The following is a 23,620-nucleotide window of genomic DNA, read 5'->3' on the forward strand; positions in this document are numbered from 1 at the left end:
TGCTGCCCGATTTTTGTATCGCATACGTGTCAGGACAAGAGCAATGACGAATGACCGAATCCAATCGTACTTCGGATTGGCACTGACAATTACAGTCAGCACCCTCAGCATTTCGAGCGGACTCAGCGCACAAGAAGGGCGTTGGTGGGCCACGCAAACCGCTCCCAAGTCCGTCGTACGCACAATCGAGCAATCGAAATTCCCGTCGGTCGATCGAGCTTACGACATGCTGGTCCAATCTGTTGCCGGCCTGGCCGCGAAGGCCGTGAATGAAGGACGTAGCGACCAACTCGTCTGGGTCGCGACAACGAACATTGAAATCGAACAGTGGTATGCTCTGATGATCAAGGAACATCCTGAATGGGAAACACATACCGAATTTGAACCCTGGGCGCTGGTGGATCACTTCTTCCGCAAGAATGTGATTAAGGGCTATATCCTGTATTCCGCTGATAAATCGGAACGGCCGAACTTTGAATATGCCAAGGACATGAATTCGTCCGTGAACGTCGCGACCAGCCTCGCAGGAGCGCTCAATGGAGTCCTGATCGAAGAACGACTGCAGGCACAGGCCGAAACCTATGGACTGAAACAGTTGGCCGATGCCCGCGAAATGTCGCAGTCAGAATGCTTCGAGCGGTACAAAGATCAATTCAGCCGGCAGATGCTGTGCACGCAGGACCCCAAGAAGGCAAACGTCCGTGACCTGGCCATTGCCCACAATGCAATGACGGTTTATGGAGACGATGCCGTGGTCGCCAAAGCAATGTCATGGCTGGAACCATTGTCCCCCATCCTGGGATGGAACGGCGGTGATGAGTTCGAGACCACAAAACTCTCGAGCATTCACGGTCATTTTCAGACCGCCACGGACTGGTGCATGAACCTGCCAGTTCTGATGGCAGGCAGTGAGCATGCCACTCCCCCGAAAGTGCCTCATCTCGCCCCGCAAGAAATCGACTGGAACGACACACGGAGCGTGGTGAGTTTCGTCATGAGCGATGGCGACAATATTCAGTGGTCCGAGACAAGTTTTTTCCTGTCAAATCAAAGCTATTGGAACAGTCCCGATCGCGGCCAAATCCCCTTCGGCTGGTCATGTTGTTTTTCACATCTCACTCAACTCGCTCCGACAATCACCGACTTTGCGATCACCACGCGGACCAGGAACGATGACTTCATCGAGTGGGGAGGGGGCTATTATTACCCCGACTTGTTTGGTGAAGCGACGCCGAACCGCTGGGAATTGCTTGCAAAACACGCGGCGAAAACCTGGGCGCTGATGCGCCGAAACGACACGCGCATTGTCGGCTTCAATGTGTGGCACCCGGAATCGGCCGACGCTCGCAAGTCGTACGAAGTTTTTGCGGGCCAAACCGAGGACCTGCTCGCGATCTTCGTCTTTCAATATGCCCCGTACGAAGGCGGTGCCGGAAAGACCTATTGGGTCAAAGACCGAAACGGGGTCGAAATCCCGGTGATCACGGCTCGGTATTCGATTTGGGAACACTCGAACAATCGCCCTCGAAGTGGGACTCCAGCAAAAGTTGCACGCGAAATCGTTGAGTCCGTCTCGGCGAGTGACACCGAACCACGCTATGACTGGGCGGTCGTACATGCCTGGTCCTATTTCCGCCCCATCAAGGACACAGACGACGATGGCGAGAACATGCCGCAAGCCGATGCCGAATCAAAAGGCGGTATTCGCGGTTACACCCCAGTCACATGGTGCGTTCAGCGTCTTCCGAAAAACATCGCCGTCGTGGGTCCCGAAGAACTGGTCTGGCGACTGCGAATGAAGCACGATCCCGAGACGACGAAACGACTGTTTGGCGAAATCAAATAGTCCGATTGAGCACCAATTCGGCAACGAATATGGATTTGTCCCTATCCTCACCTTTTTGAGCGCGGCCCAAGAGACACTCGAGCTGGCATGCGGTAACTTGTTGACACAAGAGACATATTGCCTTATCACCATCCCTTGAATGATTGGTGGCGGCGACTCATCAGCGTTCCGCAACAAAAATCCGTGGGGGTGTAGAAGGGACTACGCATCATGAACGCGGCCCAATTCCGACGTTCGATTCTTCGCGTTCGCGTCCTGATGCCACTCATTGGCTTGATCGGAATCGGTGGCTTTTGGGGGTTCCGGCAACTGTCGCGCGCGTCATACATCGCGCCGGCATTCGAAAACGGCGGAGAAATCAAAGTTGTCGTGACTGATGAACAGGGCAACCGAATCCAAGACGCTTTGATTGTTCCGCATGGACTGCGCGCTTTGCAAGATCCCATGACCGGATACTCATGGAGCGAGGACGAGCATGGTCCTAGAACGATTTATGCGACGGACCAAGATGGAGTCGTCAATCTCCAGTATCCTAAGTGGGTCACGCTTCAGAGTGGTACCTTGACTTCAGGAGTCATCCTCTACGCGTCACATCCTCAGTACTGTTCAAAGTGGTCGATTGAATGTCCGATCGCGAATGTGGACGCAATCCAACCTGTGCACCGGGTGAAGTTGATTCAAGGTGGGCAAATCAGGGCCAAAGGGAATCGTTCCAACCCGAATGAACCGCTGGGATCGGTCTACGCACATCTCTCCAATGGAGACTTCGCAACTGCCTGGAAAGACGACGGAAATTCCAAGATTTCTCCCGTCTATGCCCCCGGCCCCCACGTTGCGCGAATCATCGACCAGACGGATCCTGACAACCTTCAGTTCAGTGATCCCATCCATGTTGACCTGGTCGCGGGCCAAATCGTCGACGTTGACGTCGTGGTTCGCCCGGGAATGCGGTTTCGTGGAAAACTGGATACGCCGCCCCCCGTGACCAATGGCTTTGTCGTTGTGACTGTCGTGGATCTCGTCTCGCCCACCGCCACGCGACACGACGAATGCGCTTGCTGGCGAACGTGGACCACGGTCAACGAGACGGGCGAGTTCGAACTACATTCGCTACCGCCCACATCATCGATCACATTGCATGCCTGGTGCGATGGATATGTCAGTCAAAACCCAGATCCTACGTCGATCCCCCATTACGCGGCCTCAACACACCGCGGATCGCTCCCTCAGTTCATCGACGTCAAACCAAGCGATGCCGTGCATACCATTCCTATGGAAGCCTGTGCGCAATTCGAAGTGACCATAACAGACACCAACGGACGCCCGCTGGAAGGGGTTGAAGCACACCTCAACCCCAACATTCTGGTCGGGGTCGGTGGAATGACCCTGTTTGGATACTCGACTCGAGCGGAAACACGCCATCCACGTCAATACGCATCGTTCAAGGAGCAAATCAACGATCAGATGCAAGCTTTTCGCTTCATAATGTCCGCCCAAGATGAGAACGATTTACGGCCGACTTATGGCGGAAAAACGGACGCGAACGGAAAGTGTCGAATTGATCATTTACCAAGTGCAGACAATCAGGCGTTGTGGATCTCGCATCCCGACTGGGTCGTGAAGGACCAGGCGACGCCTCCATTTCACAGTTCGATCCGGCCAGAATTGAGATCGGGGGAATTGACCAAACTGAGTGTTCAACTGGTCCGCAAGCCAGCGTTAACCCCCAATATGCTCAAGGCCCCAGCGCCCGCAAACGCCATAAAGCCGCCCACCGTCCTTCAAAGGACGATCGAAAATCTGAAACGGCTCATTGGCATCTAACCTGAAGCTTGTCGTCAGGCAACCTGAGGTGCCTGACCCAGCTTTATCGACAGGATGCGAAGAGCCTTTCCGGGGGCTCGATCATGGATCGATAACGGCGGCGTTCACTCGTTCCCAAACCTCCGGCTTTCAACCTTCCCTTATTGCCAAGCTCCCACTTGGCAACGCCTCACGCGATCTCAGTCTCTGCCAAACGGGAAATCGTGGCGAGCCGCTGCTTGCACACTCCAAGTACGGCGAAGCATTCCCAAACAGGAGTTATTGACGTTGCGCCGTTTTGAGATTGGATCAATTTGAGACGTCCTCGTTGCCAAGCACCTACTTGGTAACGCTTCTTGCGATTCGATCTTCAGTCACGCAGAAAAGTGGCCTTGGACCGAAGTTCACATTTCTGTCGTGTAGGCAGCGTTGCAAGCTTGGTAACGAGGGGATTTCTTCAATCACAGGCAAAAAGGGCAACTTCGAAATCAGGCGTTTAGGAACAAGGAAAACCACGAATTGCGCATTCACGCAAACGGTTCGCAAATCCACGCATGGATCGTTCATCTCGAATTCACGTCGGTCGTTCACGGGTGATTCAGGTTCGAGGTCTATTTTATTGATCGAGCGGACTTCGATCGTTTGCGCAGGGTGGTTCACCGCGATCGTCGATCCGCAGCCTCGACGGGAATCAACGGGATGTTGCTTCCCCTCCGTCATTTCGCCAACGCCGTGTTATCGAAGGAAGAAACTATGCCAATTAAAGTGCTCACTCTGGTCTGCGGACTCGCTTGTGGACTCGGCATTTCGGCAGCCGTCAATGCCGCAAAAGATCGTGAACCCGCTTCGTCACGTCAAACTCGTGACGAAGGCCGAACGCGTTCCCGTCAGGGACACAATCGCGTTGATCGTCACGACAACGGTGACTTTGACGACGAGGACGATGTCGTCGCTGACAGGGATCACGGCGATCGTCGATTCCGAGACGCGGACGTCACATCGGAACGCCGCGACATGCACGACGACCACATCCGATTGGCCGCTTGGGAATCGCGTGGCCGCGGTCGCGATGATGACGACCGTCGACGTTCTGGCGTCGCGCGGCGCGATCGAGGTCGTGATGAGCGGCGCGGGGCGCAACGAGACGGTGAACGACAAGTCTCGCGACGTCACCGATCCGATTCTGGTCGACCACATGGCCCTCGCATCGCGTCACATCGAAGTGGTGAGGAACGCGGCCGAAGTGACTGGAACCGATCCGATCGACACCACGGACACCGTTCATTCCGCCACGATGGTGTTGGACATCGACATGGACACCAATTCGCACAAGGGCGAGACTGTCACGGCGGAAACTGGCGGCACGGATCGCATGGGTATCGACATCGCATCGACCGCCACGGTTCACACGAGGGGCACCGGTTCGCACATCATGGACATGGTTCACACCGCGGACATCACCACCATCAATTTGCTCGCCACCATCACTTCCGAGATGGTGGGCACCACCGCACATGGCACCATCGTGGATTTGAGGGACATCATTTCGCCCGGCACGAGCACGGATTCGGTGGTCACGGCCATCATCGACACCACCCGCATTTCCATGGGCGTCGGCATTTTGGACCGGTCGGTGGACACTTTGCGCGACGTGTGGACGATCGTCGATTCTCAAGACCTGACGGTCACTTCCCACCACATGGGCCCCTATTTGGTCGAATTGACTCAAACAACGACGGAAAGATTACCAAAGACGAAGTCTTGAAGGTCTATACCGCGTTGGATAAGAACAATGACGGGTCAGTGACACGCGACGAGATTGCGAAAGCAATCCATTCCGGCTTCAAACCCGGTGCAGACGACGCGAACAAGGATGCTCGTCCAGAGAGACATCGACATAGCAATCATGGACGCCCTCATGCTGGTCCAGGCCAACCAGGGCCAGGACGTCACGGCCCTCCCTCGGCGGAAGGACTGCTGGAACGATTTGACAAAGCCAAAAAGGGATCATTGTCGAAAGACGATGTTCCAGAACACCTTTGGAATCGACTCTCGAACGCAGACACCAACAAAGATGGTGTTGTATCAAAAGACGAATTGGAGACGCATTTCAAAAACCTGCCACCACGGGGATCTCGTCCAGATAAACCTGCCGAGAAACAGCCGAAGGAAGAAGTGAAGCCGCAAGAGCCAAAACCTGACGATTCAAAACCTCAGGCGAAGGTGAACGACTCCGATGTCCCTGCGGATGCGGCAACCGTTTCAAACGCGTAAGCATTTTGCTGAAAATCGCCGTTCACTGCTGCTCACGGGCTTCGCCCGTGAGCTGAACGCGATCAGGTACGGCTCGAGTCGAGAGTTCTCGGAAGGCGACAATGGAGGGAAGTTCCTGAGCTGGCTGTCCCACCTGGCGAATTGTCGTTCGTTCAAGCTCGTCCTTAGCTGTTCCAGATTGATACGGCCCCATTCCCATAAAGAAAAAGTTGGTGTCGTTGGACATGGCGGCGGAAACGCCGCCAGCTCCCAAGATTTCGTGATTCTTGGGGTCGTACGCCACAACTCCAATCTTCGCCAGTGCCGACTGCTTCTGTTTCTGCCAGAAGCGGACTTCGGGAAGAGAAAACATTCCTGGCAAGACAATCTCCGGAATGCCGACATACGATTCTGCGTTGTCGGTACCGATCCCGCCGCTTCTCATTTCAAAGACGACGTCCGCTTCTTCGGGCTTCCCGACAATCGATGCACCATTCAGCATCAGGCGATGTCGAATTGATCCGACGATATACCCCTTGTCTATCGATTCCAGGTATTTCTCTTCAACGAAGACCTTGGCCCCGTTGAATGCTGTAAAATCGCATTTCGAGAGTGACTGATCGACGGCATTGGAAATTAGTAACTGTTCACGACCGGTCCGCGCCGTATCGGAACGTTTCATGGAGGAACATCCGACCGAGAGCCCCATTAAGACCATCGATACAGCGAGAGTTCGATATGACGTCATGCCACACCTTGAAATGGCGGTCGCCACGTGTGTCGACAATGTCGACACACGTGTAGATCTGATTGGAGAGGAATTTTTTGAAGGGAGATTGTCGGTCGAGTTTTTAGTGGAGAATACGAGATGTCACAAGACGAACTCTGCTATTGGATTCCCGCCGTTTCGCGAACTCGACACCGATTTAAGAATTGGCACAAGGGCCAGATAAAGGTCGAGATTGGAACAATCTCCTCGCGGCATGAATTCGTCTTCGTTCTGTCACCACATGCATCAGTGCTCACAATCCGCTCTTTCGAGCCGATTGAAATCACATCCTCGGTTCGGCCACTGTACATCATTCCAATGAGAGATATCCTGATGAAGTACGGCAACCTGGACGCGAACGAACGGCGAACACGAACGAGGATTCCACGATGCGGATTGGCGTTTCACACGGACTTTTCGCCATGCTCCTTTTGGCTCTGGCTGCCCCAATACGGGGCGTTGGGGATGATTCCCTTCCGAAGCGAGAGCCGACCCAGAACTCGATTGGAATATCGTTGATCGAGATTCCCGCAGGCGAATTCCTGATGGGTGCCGAAGAAGAACGAATCGTCACTCTCAGGAAGTTTCCCAATAGCCAGCCGAAGCTTCTGGACGGCGAGCTGCCACGTCATAAAGTGAGAATCACCAAAGCCTTCGACATGGGACAGTACGAGGTGACACTGGCCCAATTTATGACGTTTCGCGACGCAACGAAGTATGAGATCGAAGCAGAACGTGATGGCCAACCCAGCTTTGGAATCGATCCAGAAGGGGAACTGCTTAAATCCCAAGAGTTTCGGCCATGGAATCCGATCGGTTGGAAGAACGACACTGACCATCCTGTCATCTATGTTTCGTGGAACGACGCGGTCGCGTTCTGCGAATGGCTCAGTCAACAAGAAGGACGTTCGTATCGCCTGCCAACAGAAGCGGAGTGGGAATATGCCTGCCGAGCGGGAAGCGAGACGCGTTTCTCATTTGGCGACGAGCCTGTGGACCTGATTCGGTTCGCCAACTCCAATGATGCCACCCGCCGAGCGAAGTTATTTCCGCGGCTCGATCAACGGAAGTTCGGCGGGCATTTTTTGTCGAAGTCAGACAACTATGTCTGGACATCCCCGGTCGGCAAGTTTGCGCCGAACTCATTTGGGCTGTATGACATGCACGGAAATGTCTGGGAGTGGTGTTCCGACTTCTTCGACAAGGATTACTACAAAGACTCACCAATCGATGACCCCAAGGGGCCAGGAAACGGCGAGTCTCGAGTCCTTCGCGGTGGAAGTTACGAGAACCAACTGATGTCGCTGCGGAGCGCCATTCGCGCTGGCGCGCCGGCTTCATCTCGCGGTTCAAATACCGGGTTCCGCGTTGTTCGCGAGCGTTAAATCAATGCCGACGACAGCGGATTGCAACGCGGGAAGGCGTCTCAGCCGGGCGCGAAATTCTCAGCGACATTTTTTCGAGACGGCCAGCCACGTAGGTCGATACGGTTGCGACCATTCAGTCCTGACCGCCGCTCATCTGTCGAATCAACCTGCACAAAAGCGCAAGTCAGTTCAACGAGAACCGGTATAAATGGTGCAAGCGTTCTTGATACGGAATCAGGAACTCTGCATGCCCGTCACATGTACGCTTCTCCAGTTGGACGATTTGCTTCCACTCCAACTCATCGGAGCCATGCGAATCAATCAAAACGGCGATTGCGAACGCCAAGTCCTGGCCGTCGCAAACAGTCTGTGGTTCATCGTTAAACCACACTGTCCAAGAATTTAGATGCTGCTGTGCAATGACGTGAGCGAACGCTTGCATGACTGTTGGCCCTGCCTATGAAGAAGCGGAACAGATAAATCACGTTCTCCTTCTCTATTGAGCGTGAAAAATGCTCAAAACCGGACGCAGAAAATGGAAACTTTGTTGTCATTTTTCACCATTTGCCCATCGGTCAGGCAAATAGGGCCCTTCGAAGTCGGTCACCCCAAAGAAACTCTACACAAATGTCCACCCGCATCAGCACAAAGCCAATCGGCATCACGACGAGCAAGATTTGCGATCAACCGCTCGCTCGTGTCTGTCGCGCTCATCAGGGTTGCTGCAATACGCGGATGCATGAGGGCATCAAATATGACCGGTAAACGCGCTGTACAGCGGCTTGAAAGTCATCGGGCGACGCTGCATAGATGTCGACAAACGTTTGCGGATTCCGATCAAATAGCGGGAACCACGTGCTCTGAATCTGAATCATCAAACGATGGCCCGGTCGAAACACGTGGCAAATGTCCGCCAGTTTGAATTTGACGAGTTCAGCCTTGCCTGGCGTGAACGGTTCTGGTCGGTCGAATCCATTTCGAAACTTTCCTCGCAGGATGTCACCTCGAATAAGCTGCTGATAGCCACCCATTCGTATCCCAGTCGGATTCTCTTTGGGATCAGGATAGTCGTTCGGATAAACGTCAATCAGTTTGACGATCCAATCAGAGTCTGTTCCCGTGGTTGAGACATAGAACTCGACTTCGACCGGCCCCGACAAGACGGTATCACGTTCAATCGTGTCTGATTGGTAGACCAGGACATCAGGGCGCCGCGCGGCGTGACGCTGGTCTGCCGTCATGTAGTCCGCGGTCATTCCCATCGTTGTCTTGTCGGTGTAGGGAACCGGCTTGGCCGGATTACTGAGATACTCATCAAATGCCAATTTCGATTCGTTCTCTGTCGGCATGTCGCCGCTGATTCGCCCCTTGGAATGCAGGTAAAACGTTCGAGGCTCCGCCGATTTGGGTGGCCAGGTGTCATATTTTTTCCAGACATTGGTTCCCGTTTCGAAAACCCACGCTTCCGGATGCTCAAGCGTTCCTTGTCCCTTCAAGTGGTACTCAAAAAATGGCAGTTCGATCTGCTCGCGAAAGAACTGTCCCGTTTTCGAGTTGAATGAAACGGCCCCCAACTGATCCCCGTCACTGCGAGACCATGCGCCGTGGCTCCAGGGTCCCATGACCAGAATGTTCTTGGCCTCTGGACTATGACCTTCAATCTGGCGATACGTCTCCAGAGCGCCAAACAGATTCTCGGCATCAAACCATCCGCCCACCGTCATCACCGCGGGGCGAATTCCACGCAGATGGGGTCGCAAGTCACGCGTCTTCCAGTATCCGTCATACGTGCCATGCGCCATCAGCTCTTTCCAATACGGGACCTGGCTTTTTTCGCAGCGCTCACCAATCCTGGTCAGCGTTCCAAGCGCAAGCAAAAACTCGTATCCGTCGGGGGTTTCTGGGTCGAATTTGGGTGGAGACTTCGTGGTCGGTTCCCCGCGCGGCAGTCCAACGGAATTGATGAATCCGACCGCTTCCGCCAGATGAAATGCGCCGTTGTGATGCCAGTCGTCACCGATGAACCAGTCCACGACGGGTGCCTGCGGAGAACAGGCAACAAGCGCAGGATGCGCATCGATCATACCGGCATTGGTATAGAATCCGGGATATGAAACACCTGTCATGCCGACTTTGCCATTGTGTCCAGGACAGTGCTTCATCAGCCACTCGATTGTATCCCAGGTATCCGTGCTTTCATCGGTATCCCGCGTTTCCCGCTGTTGGTCACGCTGAGGCCGTACATTCACGAAATCCCCTTCCGAGAGGAACCGTCCACGGACATCTTGATAGACGAAGAGATACCCCGACTTTCCAAATAGGGCTGAAGGCCCCAGGTCGCCACGGTATTGGTCGACACCATAGGGCTTGATGCCGTAAGGCGTTCGCGTCAAAAGAATGGGATAGGTCTTTGATTGATCCTTGGGCGCGTAGACCGCCGTGAATAGCTGTTTGCCGTCACGCATCGGGATCCGAAATTCGGACTTCGTATAGTTTGCTTTGACGAACTCAATCCCCTGCGCCGATGCCGCCTGGCTAAAAAGTCCCCACCAGACGGCAGAAATCACGACGACGGCCAAATTCAGTTGTGATGAATGTCGTAAGCGTTCGTGCATCTCAGAGAGGACTTCCTATGAACATGATGGGTTTCGAAATCGGCCAGACACCAAGGCGTACAACATTCCGACGGGACGTGAAGAGGCAATCGATTCCGTTTCACTCAGGACAATGCAGAGCTCAGGACGGCTTTGGCCGGCGCCCCTTGGTTGGGCGATTCTCGGACGCCGTCATAACACGATGCTGATCGGGTTCATTGAGCCATGCCTCTAAATCATCTGGATTTTTGATACGTTCTTCGAGTTGCTCAATCCCCTGTTGCCAGTCGCTCTTTCTCAAACCAGCGGACTCGTCAATTTCCTTGCGAAGTTGTTCGGGCTGAATCGCGTTGAATTCCTGCAACCAGAACTCCAATTCTGATTCAGGTCGCTTCGAGGGTTGACCGGCGGGAATAGGTGCGTTCATTTCGCGATACGATGCCTCCAGACGCTTCAAGAAGAGTTCACTGTCGAGGGGAATCCCACGACGACGACGAATGGCCGTTTGCAGACGATGATCGCTCGACACAACGGTCAACCGCCGCGAAGCCGAGTGCTTCTGAATCAACGTTTCAATGACCTCATCTGCTTCCTGCCCCGGTTGCGCAAACAGGACCGTGATTTCGGCATGTTTCGATCGACGCGGAAGATTCGGCGGTGCATCAATCGCATCGAACACGACGGTACAACGCTGTTTTTCCTCGCTCGTCAATCGCTGTGCGAGCTTGAACAACAGTTCCGTGCGCTTTCGGGCCAGATCACCGGGGCCATATTTCTCCCGCGCGAGCCCCGCAGCATGCATGAGATTGTAGCCATCAACAATGAGAAACGACGCGGACATGACAATGACACCAACGGCAGCACCTCATGCCAGTCAAGTTTCTCGACCACCAGAGCCGCTTTCCGACCATTCTGTTTACGACAATTCGATTGACAATCATATCGAGTGTGGTCATCCAGGTCCGGTGAAAACGACTCGTCCGGACAACATTGTCCCAGAACACGGACAATGACTCCACTTTCTGACAACTTCGTCTGGAAACATGACGATCGAAAGGACTTTTGATCCGGAATCGCAGAACGGGACCAATCGCGCGGTCGCGGTCGTTGTGAGAGCCACGCTGAACGGTTACAAGAAATGGGAAACTCCGTTCACTCGAACTGTCGAGTCACGCGGACCGTGTCATTAGACTTCAGTCGATGGCGATTCCGCATCAAGGACACCGCCTGATCGAGCCTGACACGCCTCCAACTGACATTGGAATTCATGGAAACGTTGCAGCGATTTTTGGCGTGGTATCTTGGCTTGAGACTGCCCGGGCCAGGGGAGGGCACAGCGTGGCGGTTCGATTGGCATTTGCCTGAACCTCATTGGTTGGTTCTGGTGATTTCGATCGCAATTTTGTTGTTCGTCATTGCCATTTACCGGCGGGACGGGTCACAACTCCGTTCGAACAACCGCATGATCCTGACCGGCCTACGACTGGCTGTAGTGGGGCTGATCCTGGGACTCATGACGGAGCTGAGCTTAACGATCGAACGGACGGGGCTTCCGATTGTGGCCGTCATGATCGATACCTCGGCCAGCATGTCACTTCAGGACCAGTATCCCCCAAACTCTAAAGCTGCGCGGCTTGTCGACGACGTGGCTCGCGAAACGGGTGGACAGGTCAATCGTCTCACGATCGCGCAACATCTTTTGACGCGAAATCATGGACAATTACTCGAGGAACTACAGCGCCGGCACCAGATCCGCATTTACCATTTCGACGAAACCGCCAGCGCACTTGAGTCCGGCGATCTCGGCCAGGATCGCGCTGCGGAAGCCGTTACATCCGCGAAGGATCAATTTTCGGCAATTTTGAAGGAAATTCAGCAACTTCAACCAGATGGCGACCAAACCCGACCATCGCCGGCAACGAAAAAAGTACTCGGCGACCTTCGCGGTGCCGCACCGGCTGCCATCGTCCTGTTGACCGACGGAGTGGCAACAGTTTCAGACACCGACAAGTTATCAACAATCGCCGAGACAGTACGCCGGAAGGGCGTTCAACTGCACTTGATCGGAATTGGCAGCGATTCGTCCGCCAAAGATCTGAATCTCTACGACACTCTCGTCGATGAAGTTGCGTTCGTCGGTGACCCAATGTTGTTTAAGGCCAAACTGCGCAGTTTTGGCTTCTCAGGAAAAAAGATCTCGCTAGAGCTGCGGAAAGAAGGCGAACGTGACGTCTTGATCACGCAGGACATTACCGCCCCCGCCGATGGCCAGACAGTCGATGTCGAGCTGTCGTATGCCTCCGAGATTGCTGGCGAATTCGACTACGTCTTGGAAGTTCGAGGCAACGCCGACGAAACGAATCCACTGAACAACGCAGAAACTCGGCATGTCAGCGTTCGCGAAGAAAAAATCCGAGTCCTGCTGGTCGACAGTGCCCCGCGCTATGAATTCCGCTTTCTCAAACAACTGCTGGAACGAGATAAATCGATCGAGGTCAGCACGCTGCTGCAGGACGCCGACCTGGAGTACTCTCAGGAAGATCGCACGGCCATTTCGCATTTCCCCGTCAAGAAAGAGGATCTTGCTCGACTGGACGTTTTGATTCTGGGCGACCTCGCTCCCGCGCAGCTCAGCAACGCAGCACTCGAAAACGTCCGTGAATTTGTCCGCGAAAAGGGAGGCAGCGTGATCTTTATCGCTGGACCTCAGTTCAATCCTGTCACCTTCGCAGGAACGCCACTGGAAAGCCTGTTGCCGTTCGAGCTGTCGAGTATTCGGATGCCGGGTGACGTCACAACCGAAAATTTTCATCCGGTGCTGACGCTTGAGGGTCAAAAAGGAAACAGTCTGTTCCGGTTGGGGAACAGCGAGGCAGACAGCCAGCAGATTTGGACCTCTCTTCCCAACTTCACCTGGCTCGTGGAGATTTCCAAACTGAAGCCAAGTGCCCGCGTCTTCGCCGAACATCCCACAAAAAATGGTGCCAACGGCCGCTTGCCAGTTATCCTGATGCAACAAGCCGGGGCGGGAAAAGTTTTATTTCATGCCACGGACGAAACCTGGCGTTGGCGATTTCGCACAGGCGATCTGTATCACGGACGGTACTGGATTCAAGCAATCCGTTACCTGAGTCGCAGCCGCCTGATTGGCAAGGATCGCACCGCAGAATTGACGGTCGATCAGTTGGTCTATCAACGTGGACAGCCAACGACCTTCCGCGTCAAGTTCGTTGACGAACGCTTTATTCCAACGGACGCCGATGGTGTCGCGGTCACCGTTGAACGAAAGGGAGAAGGCCGACAAACCATCAAGTTGTCTCGTTTGCGCGAACTCCCAACATCATTCGAGGGGCAGATGGCCCGCTTGCCCGAAGGCACATACCATGGCTGGGTCTCTCAGCCCGCCTTCAACGAAGCCCCACCTTCGGTGGATTTTCGCGTGGAAATCCCGCAGCGCGAGCTACTACGGCGCGGAATGGACAGGTCCGATCTACAAATCGCCGCGACAACGTCACATGGCCGACTGTATACGCTGGATGACGTCGATCAGCTCGCCAATGAAATCCCACGTGGGACACCCGTTCCACTGGAAACCGATGAACCGATCCCCCTTTGGAACCGGTGGGAATTCTTGACTCTGCTGACGCTACTGCTGTCGGCCGAATGGTTACTGCGAAAACGCTGGAAGCTGACGTAATTTATTCCACGAGCCGAAGTGGTGGACTTCAATTCAAGGCTGCGCGAGTGCACTCGACGTTCGCAGTTGTGAAAAAAATCGATCGTGGCGCTGGTGAGTCGCACGTTCGTCATAAATCGCCTGACTGAGCGAAATCAGTCCAGCGCGCAACTCGCCAGACGACATCCCCTGCGGTTCATGCGTCAAATCGAACAGCGTACATTTCTCCCAGTATCGATTTTCAAAGAGACGGCCCTCGCGACGCAGTCGATCGTAAAGCGGTGTGCCGGGGAAGGGTGTCTGTAACGTGACTTGCACGTCATACAGTCCCGACTGCTTGACGAACTCGAGAATCTGCCCAAAGACTTCCGGCGTCTGTCCATCAAGCCCCAGAATAAAGCAGCCATTGACCGTGATCCCCGCCGACTGAATTCGTTCAATCGCGGCGAGGGATCGTTCCTGCTGCTTGAGCTTCCAGTTGCAATGCAGTTCCATTCCGTCCAGCCCAAGCAAGGTGGGGCTCTCGAACCCGATCAAGACTTGCCTGCATCCAGCATCGCGTGCCAGTGCAATCAGATCGGGATCGTCGGCAAAGCTGAGATCAGTTTCAGTAAAGAATCGAATGCGTTCCGGAATCAATGCACGCATCAGCAACTTCGAGTGCTTCTTGTTGACGAACGTGTTGTCGTCCGCAAACTCAATAAACGGGCGAGGCCAGATCGATTTGATCCGGCGAATCTCCTCCACCACGCGCGACACCGGCTTCACCTGATAGTGAGGGGCAATCAGAATCGAACTGGCACAAAAGTCACACTTCCAGGGACAACCGCGTGAGGTCTGAACCGTAATTCGGTTGTACTTTTCCGGATCAAGCAGGTCGAATCTTGGGATCGGCGAATCGACCAGTCGCCAAGGACGAGAGGGACGATAAACTCGCTTGAGTTCCCCGCGGCGTGCGTCTTCGACAATGATTGGCCACACTTCTTCTGCCTCACCAATCACGATCGCATCAGCATGAAGCAGAGCTTCTTCTGGAAGTGAGCTGACATGGAGTCCGCCAAGAACCACTGGCACATGTCTGGCGCGATACCCATCCGCCACCTGATAGGCATCTTCAATCTGAGCGGTGAAGCTGGAAATCGCGATCAGGTCAAAGTCGTCATTTGGCAAGGGATCTTGCGCGATGTCGAACAACTCGTGATACGAGACGTCGTCGTGCCGTGGAGTGAGCCCCGCCAAAGTGAGCAACCCGAGACTCGGCAATTGAGCAATGACCGTTTTGCGTTCGACGAAGCCAGGCATACTCAAGCCGAGCTCAAGCAATTCAGGGTCCCAGGCCCGTACTCCGCTCATTGCGATGAGCCCGATCTTCATGAATTTGCCCTTCCCCCATTCGGCACTAATCACGTTCCCGCGAGGTCGGAGTCCGCCCCAGGCGACAACCGATGCGCATTTTCTCTGCGCCGCATCGATCACGGCAAGCCGTATTTCTTTCTGACCGCCGGCTCATTCAAACGGCGCATCGGTAACCACCTGTGAGGCGGTCCGGAACTTGAAAGGGGGAAGGGGCATCGAACGCCAACAATTCTGATCAATCAATCACCTCAAAGACTTCGGACCAACCAATCAGTCCTTCGAACGGCTGGAACTCCGACGAAAACAGTCCGTGAATCTGCCTTCAGCCAACGTTGGAGAACACTGGCATAGACGGAACGAAAATCGACGGAGTGAACAACATCACCAACGGAATCCAACCACGACAGGTCAGGCCGGCTGCCGTGCAATCCCGATTTGACGCGACCGCCCGCCAGAAACATCAGGCTCCCCGTCCCATGGTCGGTCCCTTCGCTCTGATTTTCCGCCACGCGCCGGCCAAACTCTGAAAATGTCATGACCATCGTTCGGTGCAATTGCCCCATCTGTTTCAGATCCTGAAGAAAACTCGCGAGCCCTTCACTCAGTTCCTGCAGCAACGCCGCAGTCTCACCCTCTGCGTCGCGTGATGATCGAAGCCCAGCGCCACGTAGTAAACACGAGTCGGTACTTCCGCGGCAATCATTTGAGCGACAAGTTTCAACGATTGAGGGAAATGGAAAGGCAAGTAGTCGACACTCGTCTTTTGTGTCTTCACCGCTTCGGCAATCTGCATCGATGCGGCCAGTACGTCATTCCCCGTACGTTGCAAGAAATCCAATGCGGAGTTCTCGCCCGGGTTGTGCTCGTGAATTTGAGCCAGGTCCGCCATCCCATCCGGTCCACTGTGAAATTGAAACAGTTCAGGATTTGACATCGTGACGCAACGGGGTCTCTCACCCGCAAACGTCTGAGCCATTCGCTCGACCAACTAAAGCCCCAGCAGCGGGGAGGAATCGCCACGACACTCGTGGTCGAAATACCGTCTAATCCAGCCGCGCGTCAGTTTCTAATGCGCGCCGGCCCCAGTTTCCCAAATCTCCGTCGAACGAAAGTGTAACAGATCGGGATTCGGATACCCAACGTTCTGTACGATCGCCCGATCACCTTGGTCCCAGACAGCTTTCAACGCGTCCATCTCGGGATGAAATCTATGGTAGCCATCAATACTGCTGGGCGATGGATCTGTCCGCTTCCTCGCCGATGGGATCGAAATCACAACCCATCGCGCCTTGCGTTGCCGCAACGGCGGTGAGATCGTCAGCGAATTCTGATCAAGTCCGTTTCCTCGCTCACAACACCGAGAACGAGTGATTGTCAAAATTCGCGCGTCTGTCATTGCGGAACCACTTGGGCGGGAATTCCACATTGATTCCTGCTTCTCCCAATATTGTTCGGCGTGGCTCCAGACACTCGTTCCGTATCAAGTCACGCGTTATGCTGGCGACCTCTCGATGGATTCCTTTGGAGAACATAGCATGGTCGAGCTTCGCCCTTGGTCCATTCATGCCAGTTTCGCGTGCCTGCTGCTCTGCCTCGTCGCAGGACAGGCGTCGGACACTGCGGCGGCAGAGCCTGTCCAATCGGAAGACGGCAAGCTGAGAATTGTCGTGTTTGGAGCACATCCCGATGACGCCGAATTCAAGGCCGGAGGAACGGCGGCCAAATGGGCAAAACTCGGACATCAGGTGAAGCTCTGCTCCGTCACGAACGGAGACATTGGACACTGGCAGATAGCGGGCGGCCCTTTGGCGCAGCGGCGGACCGCCGAGGCGGCCGCGGTCGCCTCAAAGCTGGGGGTGACGTCGCAGGTACTCGATCTGCACGATGGAGAGCTTGAACCAACACTCGCAAATCGGCGATTGATCACGAAGATCATTCGCGAATGGAAAGCCGATATCGTGATTGCTCATCGCCCTTGGGACTATCACCCGGATCACCGTTACGTCGGCATCCTCGTTCAAGACGCGGCCTTTATGGTCACCGTTCCGTTCTTCTGCCCTGATACGCCGCCACTCAAAAAAAATCCGGTCTTTCTTTACTCGAGCGACTCGTTTCAAAAGCCATATCCATTCCGGCCCGATATCGCAGTCTCAATTGATGATGTCTTTGATCTCAAGATCGATGCGATTCATGAACTGGAGTCTCAGGTCTACGAGGGCGGGGCGAGCGGCAGTGAAGAATTCGTGCGGACAGTTCCTCCGGCCGCCGATGTCGCTGGACGCAAAGCCTGGCTGAAACAACGCTGGCATGATCGTCATTCACGCGAGTCCGACCGGTTCCGCAGCCTACTGACCGAGCTTTACGGCGACGAGAAAGGAAAAAAGATCCTGTACACCGAAGCCTTCGAACTTTGCGAGTACGGACGCAAGCCAACCCCGATGGAATTGAAACAACTGTTTCCATTTTTCGAACGAGAATGAAAACTGGTCCAGGGGCCAATTGGCATTCAAAACATTCTTGCAGCTGAATACCACATTGAAGGAGCACACCATGAAACTCGCGCTCACACTTGTGTTCTCGTTGACGGCCGGCTTCGTGTATGCCCAGGACGAGGTCCCCGAGTTGCCCCCGACTCACGCGGATGTCGCCTATGGCCCTTTCGAGCGAAACGTGCTCGACTTCTGGCAGGCGGAAGGCGAGGGGCCGCGACCATTATTTATCCACATTCACGGCGGAGGATGGGTCGGTGGTGACAAGAAACAAAAGACATCCCAATACGCGCCGTATTTGAAACAAGGCATCTCGTGCGCCTCGATCAACTACCGCTTGACTCCCGCCAATCCGTTGCCCGCTCCGGTCCATGATGCGGCACGCGCGATTCAGTTTCTTCGTTCAAAGGCCGCCGAATGGAACATCGATTCAAAACATATCGCCGTCAGCGGGGGAAGCGCCGGCGCATGTACATCAATGTGGCTGCTGCTACATGATGATCTCGCGGATCCGAAGGCCACTGATCCTGTCTTGCGAGAATCCACTCGAGTCTGCGCCGCGGCCGCCGGTGTCGGCCAGGTATCGATCGATCCAAAAGTTATCGAAGATTGGCTGGGGCCGAATGTCTTGAAACACCGAATGATCAACTTCGCCGTCGGCGAGACTTCGATTGAAAAGGCACTTGAGAACTATGACAAGCACCGAGCTCTTTATTTCGAATTCTCGCCCTATAACCATGTTGATGGACAAGATCCCCCGTTGTTTATGACCTATCGGGACGACATGACTCTACCATCCAAGGACGCCGGACATGGAATTCACCATCCCGTCTATGGAGTTAAGATGAAGGAGAAATCCGATACGGTTGGACATGAATGCCATCTCTTGATCCCCGGATATTCCAAGTCGGATCAATACGCCAATGCCACGGAGTTCTTGATCGCCAAACTGCTGGCAAAATGACGGCACCCATCGGTATTTCGCCGCTTTGGACGACCCCGCCACTGAGGGTCTGGCGTCACGTCAGAATCAATGGGAAAGTCCCGTTGTAACTCGCTGAACCGACATCTCACGACGAGCGGTTCCGATCTCGGTAATGTCCTGGCCCAAGCATCGCAGGGATACGACTCAGAAACAGGCACGCCGCTCGGAGTAACACGCCCCCATCAATGGACGTTCGACTGCGACGGCGAACATCGCTTGCAAAACACTAACAGAATGATGACCATCCATTCGTGAACAGTGACATCGTAACTCGAAGTCGCATTTGAACCTTTGGGATTCTTTCGTCCATCACTATGACAAATCATGCCGTCCACTGGTCCGAAGGGCTGTTCATCAGCCCGCATCACTTTCAGCTTGCCGAACGGCGGCTGCGTGAGGAAATGGCGCTGGCTCAGCAGTGGCATGTGGGATACGCATACGGAATTCGGAAGATCGAAATCGATCACGACGCGTTGTCGAACTGGCGCGTCTCACTCAGCACACTGCATATTCGCCTCCGTGATCACACGTTTCTTCGATTCCCCGAAGATTCGATTCTCGCCCCGTTAGAAATTCCTCGCACCGCGTTTCGCAATTCGCAAGAACGTTTAATGGTGCACGTCGCCGTTCCCCGGCTGCAATTGGGACGTCGAAACGCAGACGCCCCCTCTGCTGACGTCATCACGCGCTACACGGTCGAATCCCAAGATGTCGAAGACGAAAACCAGGCGGGCAATCCAGTCGTCACAGACGTCCGGTGGCTGAACGCCAAAATCCTGCTGGGCGACGAAGAGCTATCTGGATACGAAACACTCCCGTTGATGCGGTTGCGATTGGGATCAACCGCTGAAGCACCGCCCGAAATCGACCCTGATTACATTCCCCCTCTCTTGGCCTGCGACGCGTGGACGTATTTGCAGGAACGGATCATCGGAAACGCGGCGGATCAACTGAGTAGTCTCGCAGACATTCTGGCTCGTCAGATGCTTGATCGAGGCGTCGCGTTTGAGAGCGGGCATCGTGAGGACCTTGAGCGGATCTTCAAGCTGCATTCGTTGAACGTTGCACTCGGCTACCTACAGAATCTGCCGGCCGTCCGCGGCATTCATCCGCTGACGGCCTATCTGGAAATGTGCCGGACAGTCGGACAGATTTCGATTTTTCTACCCGATCGCCGGATGCCGAACGTTCCCGTCTATGACCACGATGATCTGGGAAATTGCTTCCGCGCAATCCGCAAGCTATTGGATCTGGACGGCGGTGCGCCAGCCCAAGCCTACGTCAAACGGCCATTTGTCGGGGCGGGGCTGCAAATGCAGGTCCGACTCGAACGCGAATGGCTCTCCCCCGGCTGGACGTTCTACATGGGTGTTGAATCCAAGCTGTCGTTTAATGACGTCGATAAACTGCTGACCGATCGCCTGGACCTCAAGCTGGGAAGCAGCGACCTCGTGGAAAACATCTATCGTGGCGGCCGCGGAGGTGTCAAAGCCCGGCCCGAAGCCGCAGCACCACGAGATTTTCCAGGGACCGGCTGGACCTACTGGAAACTCGACCGTGGTTCGGAAGCGTGGCAGGCTGTTGAACGGACGCTCAATCTGGCCATTCGGTTCAATGAACGCCAGGTGATGGGTGACATTGATGGCGAACAGACCGTCCAGATTCGAACGGATCAGGGAAGTCTGGTCGCGCTGTCGTTCGCGCTCTACGCCAAACCACAGTCGCCGTGATCGCAGTTGATCACCGCGACAATAAGGGCCAAGGACTTCGCGACGGTATTCTTCCCCACGAACCAACGAGCCATGGCTCGCCCGAGTTCATCAACAGGCTGAGTCATGACCCCTGAATTCGCGCAACCCGTCAATCGCATCTTCGATGCCGTCCTTGATCTGGTGGATCGAATCGAGCGGCACGAGCGACCAGACCTGGTCGAAGAAAAAACACTGATTCGCATGGATCTCGACGCGCTCACGGCGATGGCCAGCAACCGTCCGGGACAACGACTGGAAGATTTTGAGCTTATCCGGCGCGCATTGATCTACTGGATCGATGAAGTTCTGACAATCGCCGATGCCGAATGGAAAAGCATGACGCTCGAGTTCGATTACTTTGGTGAGAAGAATCGCGCTTGGCGTTTCTACGAATACGGCGAACGCGGGGCTCGAGTCAGCTCGTCTGACGTGATCGAAACCTGGTACCTCTGCCTGGTGTTGGGATTTGAAGGAGATATCGGCGAAGCCTTTCGCGAACATCTGCACTTGCCCATGCCCGGCGGGGCAGCCTCGTCCGCGGAGGCCCGTCAGAACTGGGCCGCGGAATTCTCGCGATTGATCCGCAAACCGACATCGACGGAACTCGCAGGTGAACCAATTTCTGGCGGGGTCGAGCCGTTAACAGGCGGAATCTGGCTGCAAACGATGACAGCATGCCTATTCGTCGTTGTGGTTGCATTCGTGGTGTTGCTGGCGATCTTTTTGAAGTTTCGGTCACAACAATAGCGGTAAAAATGCTTTCGACCGATTCGACTCGCGGCCGTCACGCGTGGATTCGGTAGATCGAAACACTCGATGTGGTGATTCAAATGTGAAGCCCCCTGCGGAGGGCTGAAACTCATGATCTGCCGTCGATCCCCCCAACGATTTCGCGAGCGGGCGACATTATTTTCACGATCGTACGACCCTATCAAGCCATGATGCCGTTCGGGATTTCATCCGGAACGGCATCATGGCATTAACATTCGTCGTCACTGAATCGACAGATCGATCAGAACTGGACCCGACTGGCTCGGTTGACTCCACCGAAGTACCAGTTGAAGAGTACTCGGAATTCACCTGAGAACGCTTGATCGGTGCCTCCACCGATCGGCACGACGTATCCAAGAAGGAGTGACTTATTCTGATCAAACATGATGTTCGATCCGATGACGCCGCTGAAGTTCTGAATTTGGCTCTGATAAGTGCCAGTATTCACTTCGGCACCATAGACGACGTCGGTGTGCTGAAGTGTCGAATTAAAATGCAGTTCCGAAATGAATGAGACTCGAGACAAACGAGCTGTTGGATCAGGCGCGGTATAGATCCAGTAACCCGTCCCAACACTTCCAAAAATGTACGTTGGATCGTTGAGAGACCCGTTCTTTTCAAGGGTACCGCCATTCGACGTCGCAACGGAATTGCCGTTGGCGGCGATATCCAATTGGAGCAAGGATTGTGCATACCAACGATCGTTCGGGGTATAGACTGCACCAGCGAATGGCAACACATGCCAGGCTTGATTGCGAATCAATCCCAGCGTGTTTCCCTGACTATCTGCGATCCGACCGTCGTTCGCGGTTGGCGCCGAGAAACCGACGCCCGTCGACAACGCGAATTGCTCGTCTTTGTACAACAGCGCTTTGAAGAATGTCGTCAGGTTGCCGAGTTCGTATTGATTGGTGTCGTACGATGGCATTCCTGATCCATCGAGCGTCGTCGTCGAATTCAATGACACAGCCATGGGGACGCGCACTTCAACCGAAGCATTCCCGTTGAAGAACGTCTTTTCGATACCAGGCGTGATCCGATTGACGGCCATTCCGCCCGGAACCAACTGAACGTTGGAGAAGTAGTTATAGCTGAGGAACACGCGGTCGCGTGGCAAAGGGCTGGTGTTTTCTGCAAGTTTCATAATGCCAGCCGAGTTGCCATTCGTGACCACGGCAGATCCGGCAGCATTCAGGAAGCCCAATGAACTGCCATTTGCCGTCATCATCGTTGGCAGACCACCAAAGTAGTCACCCATGAATGCAGGCACGTAGCTCATCGCCGTAGACGCTCCCTGACCAGCAGCGAGCGGGGTCACAGGCGGGGGCAGCTGAGATTGCTGTTGTGGTGAGAAGACGGAATTGGGATCGGACAGAGTTTGCGGTGCCGCCGGAATCGCTTGCGGGCTGACAGGCGACAGATCCGTGGCTGGTCCCATATTCCCTGAATTTGGGTCTACGATGCCGGAATTCGGGTTCAAGAGATTTGTGCAGTTCGGTGCACTCGGCGCACACTGTGTCGCGATTTGTGCTGACGCAGGTGACAGTTGGCGATCGAAGACGTCGTCATCATTTGCCGCCGATGTCGCCATGGCAACTTGTTTGACGTCACTCCGAATGTCTTCCTGCGATTCCACACGCACTGTTGCGCCAGACGTACGAAGCGTTGTCGAACGCAACTTCGATCCCGCTATTGCACTGGAATAATCACCAATCATCCCGGCGACAATCGCCAAGGGTAAAACTTTGGAAAAACCAGTTACTCGAAATGCCTTCATCGATATCGTTCCTTCCATTGCGAACGCAAATCACGCAAATGTCGGTGAATAAATTTGAGAGCAGCCCCAACGACCATGCCCAAAATGGTCCAGCAGAAATTCAACCAAAAGAGATCCGCGTACAGACGAAACTCTTAAGGGGCCCATCACTTCGAACGCTCTTCCTTGAAACGTTCGACGATC

The 23,620-nt window shown here is 54.5% G+C and carries 18 protein-coding genes; 10 read left to right on the forward strand and 8 right to left on the reverse strand.

From position 1 onward, the window contains the following. Positions 1 to 43 precede the first annotated feature (43 nt). Together OSO_RS0122470 and OSO_RS0122475 are read left to right on the forward strand one after the other, a co-directional pair. Positions 44 to 1,846 (forward strand): GxGYxYP domain-containing protein, encoded by a 1,803-nt coding sequence (locus tag OSO_RS0122470; RefSeq protein WP_010585359.1) that lies wholly within the window; start codon positions 44 to 46, stop codon positions 1,844 to 1,846. Between the two features lie 210 nt (positions 1,847 to 2,056). Beyond that, positions 2,057 to 3,670 (forward strand): hypothetical protein, encoded by a 1,614-nt coding sequence (locus tag OSO_RS0122475; RefSeq protein WP_010585360.1) that lies wholly within the window; start codon positions 2,057 to 2,059, stop codon positions 3,668 to 3,670. 828 nt (positions 3,671 to 4,498) lie between these two features. Here the strand turns inward: OSO_RS0122475 and OSO_RS51375 are convergent. Next, positions 4,499 to 4,669 carry a hypothetical protein gene (locus tag OSO_RS51375; RefSeq protein ID WP_162130556.1) on the reverse strand — a complete coding sequence of 57 codons (171 nt, stop codon included), beginning with the start codon at positions 4,667 to 4,669 and terminating at the stop codon, positions 4,499 to 4,501. A gap of 34 nt (positions 4,670 to 4,703) precedes the next feature. Here OSO_RS51375 and OSO_RS51380 point away from each other — a divergent pair, with 34 nt between their 5' ends. Further along, positions 4,704 to 5,414: a hypothetical protein gene (locus OSO_RS51380; RefSeq protein ID WP_162130557.1), complete on the forward strand. Its 711-nt coding sequence runs from the start codon at positions 4,704 to 4,706 to the stop codon at positions 5,412 to 5,414. Next, positions 5,303 to 5,923, forward strand: coding sequence for a hypothetical protein (locus OSO_RS51385; RefSeq protein ID WP_162130578.1), 621 nt, complete (start codon positions 5,303 to 5,305; stop codon positions 5,921 to 5,923). The genes OSO_RS51380 and OSO_RS51385 overlap by 112 nt, the downstream gene beginning before the upstream one ends. 22 nt (positions 5,924 to 5,945) lie before the next feature. Here OSO_RS51385 and OSO_RS0122495 read toward each other — a convergent pair whose 3' ends face one another. Continuing rightward, on the reverse strand, positions 5,946 to 6,584 hold the full coding sequence (locus OSO_RS0122495) for a DUF6655 family protein (RefSeq protein ID WP_157605392.1): 639 nt from the start codon (positions 6,582 to 6,584) through the stop codon (positions 5,946 to 5,948). A gap of 476 nt (positions 6,585 to 7,060) precedes the next feature. Between OSO_RS0122495 and OSO_RS0122505 the strand changes: the two genes are divergently transcribed. Then, complete coding sequence (locus tag OSO_RS0122505; protein WP_029247341.1) at positions 7,061 to 8,056, forward strand: formylglycine-generating enzyme family protein; 996 nt, start codon at positions 7,061 to 7,063, stop codon at positions 8,054 to 8,056. Positions 8,057 to 8,751: 695 nt separating this feature from the next. Here OSO_RS0122505 and OSO_RS0122515 read toward each other — a convergent pair. Next, positions 8,752 to 10,653 carry a CocE/NonD family hydrolase gene (locus OSO_RS0122515; RefSeq protein ID WP_010585367.1) on the reverse strand — a complete coding sequence of 634 codons (1,902 nt, stop codon included), beginning with the start codon at positions 10,651 to 10,653 and terminating at the stop codon, positions 8,752 to 8,754. Positions 10,654 to 10,774: 121 nt separating this feature from the next. Then, positions 10,775 to 11,473: an NYN domain-containing protein gene (locus tag OSO_RS48420; protein WP_010585368.1), complete on the reverse strand. Its 699-nt coding sequence runs from the start codon at positions 11,471 to 11,473 to the stop codon at positions 10,775 to 10,777. 516 nt (positions 11,474 to 11,989) lie between these two features. Here OSO_RS48420 and OSO_RS0122535 point away from each other — a divergent pair. Then, a complete protein-coding gene (locus OSO_RS0122535; RefSeq protein WP_157605393.1) occupies positions 11,990 to 14,329 on the forward strand; it encodes a vWA domain-containing protein in 2,340 nt (779 codons plus the stop codon). Positions 14,330 to 14,362: 33 nt separating this feature from the next. Here the strand turns inward: OSO_RS0122535 and OSO_RS0122540 are convergent, their stop codons facing one another. The 3 genes from OSO_RS0122540 to OSO_RS50920 form a co-directional block, all read right to left on the reverse strand. After that, on the reverse strand, positions 14,363 to 15,682 hold the full coding sequence (locus OSO_RS0122540; RefSeq protein ID WP_040593058.1) for a B12-binding domain-containing radical SAM protein: 1,320 nt from the start codon (positions 15,680 to 15,682) through the stop codon (positions 14,363 to 14,365). 230 nt (positions 15,683 to 15,912) lie between these two features. Next, the gene (locus OSO_RS52680; RefSeq protein ID WP_029247343.1) at positions 15,913 to 16,281 is read right to left on the reverse strand and encodes a DUF1501 domain-containing protein; all 369 of its coding nucleotides are present in this window, start codon (positions 16,279 to 16,281) and stop codon (positions 15,913 to 15,915) included. After that, entirely contained in the window at positions 16,266 to 16,598 is a 333-nt protein-coding gene (locus OSO_RS50920) for a DUF1501 domain-containing protein (RefSeq protein WP_029247344.1), read from the reverse strand. The genes OSO_RS52680 and OSO_RS50920 overlap by 16 nt, the downstream gene beginning before the upstream one ends. A gap of 601 nt (positions 16,599 to 17,199) precedes the next feature. On the opposite strand from OSO_RS50920, the gene OSO_RS0122560 reads away from it, so the two are divergent. The 4 genes from OSO_RS0122560 (at position 17,200) to OSO_RS0122585 (ending at position 21,636) form a co-directional block, all read left to right on the forward strand. Then, entirely contained in the window at positions 17,200 to 18,144 is a 945-nt protein-coding gene (locus OSO_RS0122560; RefSeq protein ID WP_010585371.1) for a PIG-L deacetylase family protein, read from the forward strand. Positions 18,145 to 18,214: 70 nt separating this feature from the next. Further along, positions 18,215 to 19,117 (forward strand): alpha/beta hydrolase, encoded by a 903-nt coding sequence (locus tag OSO_RS0122565; RefSeq protein ID WP_040593060.1) that lies wholly within the window; start codon positions 18,215 to 18,217, stop codon positions 19,115 to 19,117. Positions 19,118 to 19,452: 335 nt separating this feature from the next. Further along, positions 19,453 to 20,868 carry a type VI secretion system baseplate subunit TssK gene (gene tssK, locus OSO_RS0122575; protein WP_010585373.1) on the forward strand — a complete coding sequence of 472 codons (1,416 nt, stop codon included), beginning with the start codon at positions 19,453 to 19,455 and terminating at the stop codon, positions 20,866 to 20,868. Positions 20,869 to 20,973: 105 nt separating this feature from the next. Beyond that, complete coding sequence (locus OSO_RS0122585; RefSeq protein ID WP_010585374.1) at positions 20,974 to 21,636, forward strand: DotU family type IV/VI secretion system protein; 663 nt, start codon at positions 20,974 to 20,976, stop codon at positions 21,634 to 21,636. A gap of 265 nt (positions 21,637 to 21,901) precedes the next feature. Here the strand turns inward: OSO_RS0122585 and OSO_RS0122590 are convergent, their stop codons facing one another. Continuing rightward, on the reverse strand, positions 21,902 to 23,437 hold the full coding sequence (locus OSO_RS0122590; RefSeq protein WP_010585375.1) for a hypothetical protein: 1,536 nt from the start codon (positions 23,435 to 23,437) through the stop codon (positions 21,902 to 21,904). Positions 23,438 to 23,620: the final 183 nt, after the last annotated feature.

Origin of the sequence: Schlesneria paludicola DSM 18645 (assembly GCF_000255655.1) — a bacterium.
Taxonomy (GTDB): domain Bacteria; phylum Planctomycetota; class Planctomycetia; order Planctomycetales; family Planctomycetaceae; genus Schlesneria; species Schlesneria paludicola.